Annotated in this window: 3 protein-coding genes and 1 pseudogene; 2 read left to right on the top strand and 2 right to left on the bottom strand. The window is 71.3% G+C overall.

Annotation, left to right across the window (positions count from 1 at the left end; translation table 11 throughout):
- A pseudogene (locus VIP82_RS03225) lies at window positions 1-288 on the bottom strand (hypothetical protein); the annotation flags it as partial.
- Window positions 285-1,127: an SGNH/GDSL hydrolase family protein gene (locus VIP82_RS03220; protein ID WP_331905847.1), complete on the bottom strand. Its 843-nt coding sequence runs from the start codon at window positions 1,125-1,127 to the stop codon at window positions 285-287. The gene VIP82_RS03220 and the pseudogene VIP82_RS03225, both read right to left, overlap by 4 nt.
- An 80-nt stretch (window positions 1,128-1,207) precedes the next feature.
- Between VIP82_RS03220 and VIP82_RS03215 the strand changes: the two genes are divergently transcribed.
- Both VIP82_RS03215 and VIP82_RS03210 read left to right on the top strand, forming a co-directional pair.
- Window positions 1,208-2,191, top strand: coding sequence for a Gfo/Idh/MocA family protein (locus VIP82_RS03215; protein ID WP_331905846.1), 984 nt, complete (start codon window positions 1,208-1,210; stop codon window positions 2,189-2,191).
- A gap of 75 nt (window positions 2,192-2,266) precedes the next feature.
- The coding region (locus VIP82_RS03210) for a D-alanyl-D-alanine carboxypeptidase (RefSeq protein ID WP_331905845.1) at window positions 2,267-2,929 on the top strand (663 nt) is incomplete at its 3' end.

Here is a 2,929-nt window from a genome sequence, read left to right as displayed (position 1 = left end):
GAGGGCGAGGTTCGCATCGGCGTCGAGCAGTGCCGGATACCCCTTCGCGCTCGTGTAGCAGCTCGTCTCGAGATAGCTGCCGGCGCCGAGTCCGGCCGCAAAGGAGTCCCCGACCGCCGCATAGGCGAGTTGGGCGTTGCCCCCACCGTTGCCGTTCCCTCCACCGCCACCGGGCTTCCCTTTGCCCGATGGACCCGCCAGCGCTGGCGAGGCGACCGAGCCGAGGGCGATGAGCGCTGCGAGCAGCGTTCCCGCGAGCGCGAACCGCGGGCCGGATGCCGCGTTCACGGCAGTGCCAGCGCGAAGAGGAGCGCGTCGCGGTAGGCGGCGTAGCCGACGGCGTTCGGGTGGAGGAAGGTGATCGGATCGGTCGGGTCGATGCCGAGCCACGGTTCGGCGGAGCCGACCCCGTGACCGGCGAAGAGGCCCGTGACGTCGACGTAACTCACATCGACACCGGATGCTGCAGCGCCCGCGACGCCCGCCTGGATCAGCGAGTTCATCGCGGCGGTGAGCAGGTTCACCTGATCGGTCAGGTCGCTGTAGTCGGGCGCGAACGGAATCGCGTAACCCGTCACCAGGATCTCCGCCCCGGGTGAACGACTCGCGATCGCCGCGACGAGTCCGCCGACGTCGATGGCCAGCTGATCCGTGGAGAGGTACGCCTGCGCGGCCCCGACGGCCGCGACGCACGCCTCGACCGGTGATGGCGGCGTGCACGCCACGAGGATGCCGGTCAGGTCGACCTCGTTCGCGCCGACCGTGAGGGTCACGAGCGTCGTGCCGCGGTTCAGCTGCGAGAGCTGGTCGGCCGCGACATCCGCGATCGTCGCTCCGCTGCAGGAGGGGTTCCGCAGCAGGTTCGTGCGCGGTGCGGCGTCGAGGAGCGCCGGATACCCGTTCGGGCTGCGGAAGCAGGCGTCGATGTAGCCGCCGGCGCCCTGGCCCGCGGCGACCGAGTCGCCGAGGGCGACGTACTTTTCGACGGTCGATGAGGAAGAGGATGGGGACGAAGGTGGCGCGGCTGCTGCCGGGCCGGCGATCCCCGCGGGGATGGCCACGAGGGCGATGATGGCCGCGGCGGCGATGCCGGTGACGCGGCCCTTCCAAGCGAGAACAGCCGTCATGGCTGAACACTAGACCCGATCGTGAGGATTCCACACGATCCCCGAACAGGGGAGGGCCCAGCCGGCCATAGGCTGTCGTCATGACGGAACGACTGCGGTGGGGCATCCTCGCGACGGGCGGCATCGCGCACGCCTTCGCCAACGACCTGAAGCTCAATGGATTCACCGTGCAAGCGGTCGGGTCGCGCTCGCAGGCGAGTGCTGACGCATTCGCCGCCGAGTTCGGCATCCCGAACGCGCACGGCAGCTACGAGGCGCTCGTCGCCGACCCCGAGGTCGACGTGATCTACGTCTCCACGCCGCATCCGATGCATGCGGCAGGCGCCACGCTCGCGCTCGAGGCGGGCAAGCACGTGCTCGTCGAGAAGGCGTTCACCGTCAATGCCGCCGAGGCGCGCGCCCTGGCGGAGCTCGCCGCTTCCAAGGGCCTGCTCGTGCTCGAGGCGATGTGGACGAGATACCTGCCGCACATGGCCCGCATCCGCGAGATCATCGCCGAGGGAACGCTGGGCGACCTTCGCACGCTCATCGCCGACCACACGCAGCTGCTCTCCGACGATCCCGAGCACCGCATCAACGCGCTCGCGCTCGGTGGCGGGGCGCTCCTCGACCTCGGCATCTACCCCGTCTCGTTCGCGTGGGATCTCTTCGGCGCGCCGGGGAGCATCCACGCCTCGGCGACGTTCCGGCCCACGGGCGCCGATGCGCAGATCGCCGTCGTCTTCGGGTACGAGGGCGGCCGCATGGCGGTCACGCACTCCGCGAGCGACGCGCAGGGGGCGAACACGGCCGTCGTGCTCGGCACCGCGGCCCGCATCGAGATCGACCACGTCTGGTACACGCCGACGACCTTCCGGGTCGTCGCCGCCGATGGCACACTGCTCGAGGAGTACCGCTCCGAGGTCACCGGCCGAGGCATGCACTTCCAGGCCGAAGCGGTCGAACGCCTCGTGGCAGCGGGCACCCTCACCGGCGACCTGCTTCCGATCGACGAGACCGTCGCGATCATGGCGACGCTCGACGAGATCCGTCGGCAGGTCGGCCTCGCCTACCCGGGCGAATGATCCGCGGCGCCTGATCGGTACCCGATCAGGCGCATGATCAGGTTCTCTTGAGGATGGCTCGCGTAGGATTCCCGGGTGATCGACGAGACGGATGCCGCGGGGGAGACCCCCGACGATGGCGACCCCTCGAGCGGGGTCGCTGACGCGAGCGCGGCTGCTGAGAGCCACGCAGACGACGAGGCGAACGCGGACGTCGACGAGAACGAGGCAGACGCTGCGACGACCGCGTCGGACGCGGACGCGGCCCCGACGTCGGGTGTGCTCGCCGCGATCCCAGCGTTCGCCCGGAAGCACCGGCTTCCGCTCATCATCGCGGGCGGCGTCGTCGCCTTCGGCCTGATCGGCGCGGGCGCCGTCGCGGCCGGCGTCGCGAGCAACGGAGGGGCAGCGGCATCCGTTGCGGCCGTCACGACGCCGACGCCCACGCCGACCGTCGATCCGGCACGACCGGTGCCCGCGGCGATCGCGGCGGCGGCCCGCCTCCGCACCTGCTCGGTCGCCGATCGCGCGGGCGACGGGCGCCTCGCGAACTTCCAGGCGCAGGTGATGAACGCCGCGACCGGCGAGGTGCTCTACGACCGCGGCGGCACGACGGCTTCGCGCACCGCGAGCGTCATGAAGGTGCTGACCTCGGCCGCGGCGCTCTCGGTGCTCGGCCCCGACTACCGCACCCCGACGACCGTCGTGAAGGGCGCGGAGCCGGGCTCGGTCGTGCTCGTCGGCGGCGGCGACGCGACC

The organism is Microbacterium sp. (assembly GCF_036566905.1).
In the GTDB taxonomy this organism is placed as follows: domain Bacteria; phylum Actinomycetota; class Actinomycetes; order Actinomycetales; family Microbacteriaceae; genus Microbacterium.
The sequence above is the reverse complement of the archived record's forward strand: the minus strand, read 5'-3'. Positions and strand labels throughout refer to the sequence as shown.

Coding starts and splice junctions, on each gene's coding strand:
- VIP82_RS03220 (WP_331905847.1), bottom strand. CDS start 1,127: ATGACGGCTGTTCTCGCTTGGAAGGGCCGCGTCACCGGCATCGCCGCC.
- VIP82_RS03215 (WP_331905846.1), top strand. CDS start 1,208: ATGACGGAACGACTGCGGTGGGGCATCCTCGCGACGGGCGGCATCGCG.